This is a genomic window from Serratia sp. TMDUHS_CL (assembly GCF_037137105.1).
Lineage (GTDB): Bacteria > Pseudomonadota > Gammaproteobacteria > Enterobacterales > Enterobacteriaceae > Serratia > Serratia nevei.
The window spans coordinates 1-217 of sequence record NZ_JBBBDV010000048.1 but is presented as its reverse complement, the minus strand read 5'-3'; the positions used below and the strand labels follow the sequence as shown (position 1 = coordinate 217).

Below are 217 nucleotides of genomic sequence, written 5' to 3'. Positions count from 1 at the left end.
CTTATCCCTTTTGGTCGAACCCAATGGCAGCAAGAGCTGGCGCTTTCGTTATCGCTTTGCCGGTAAGCCCAAGATGATTTCATTCGGCGTCTATCCTGCCGTTTCGTTGGCCGATGCTCGGTTAAAGCGTGATGAATCCAGAAAGTTAGTTGCTGAGGGGCAGAACCCCAGCACAGTTCGTAAAGAGAAAAAGCTGGCGCAGCTATACGGGAATGCG

Annotated in this window: 1 protein-coding gene; it reads left to right on the top strand. The window is 51.6% G+C overall.

All coding sequences use genetic code 11. From position 1 onward, the window contains the following. On the top strand, positions 1-217 hold a 217-nt coding region (locus WCL58_RS25315; protein ID WP_336851759.1), incomplete at both ends, for an Arm DNA-binding domain-containing protein.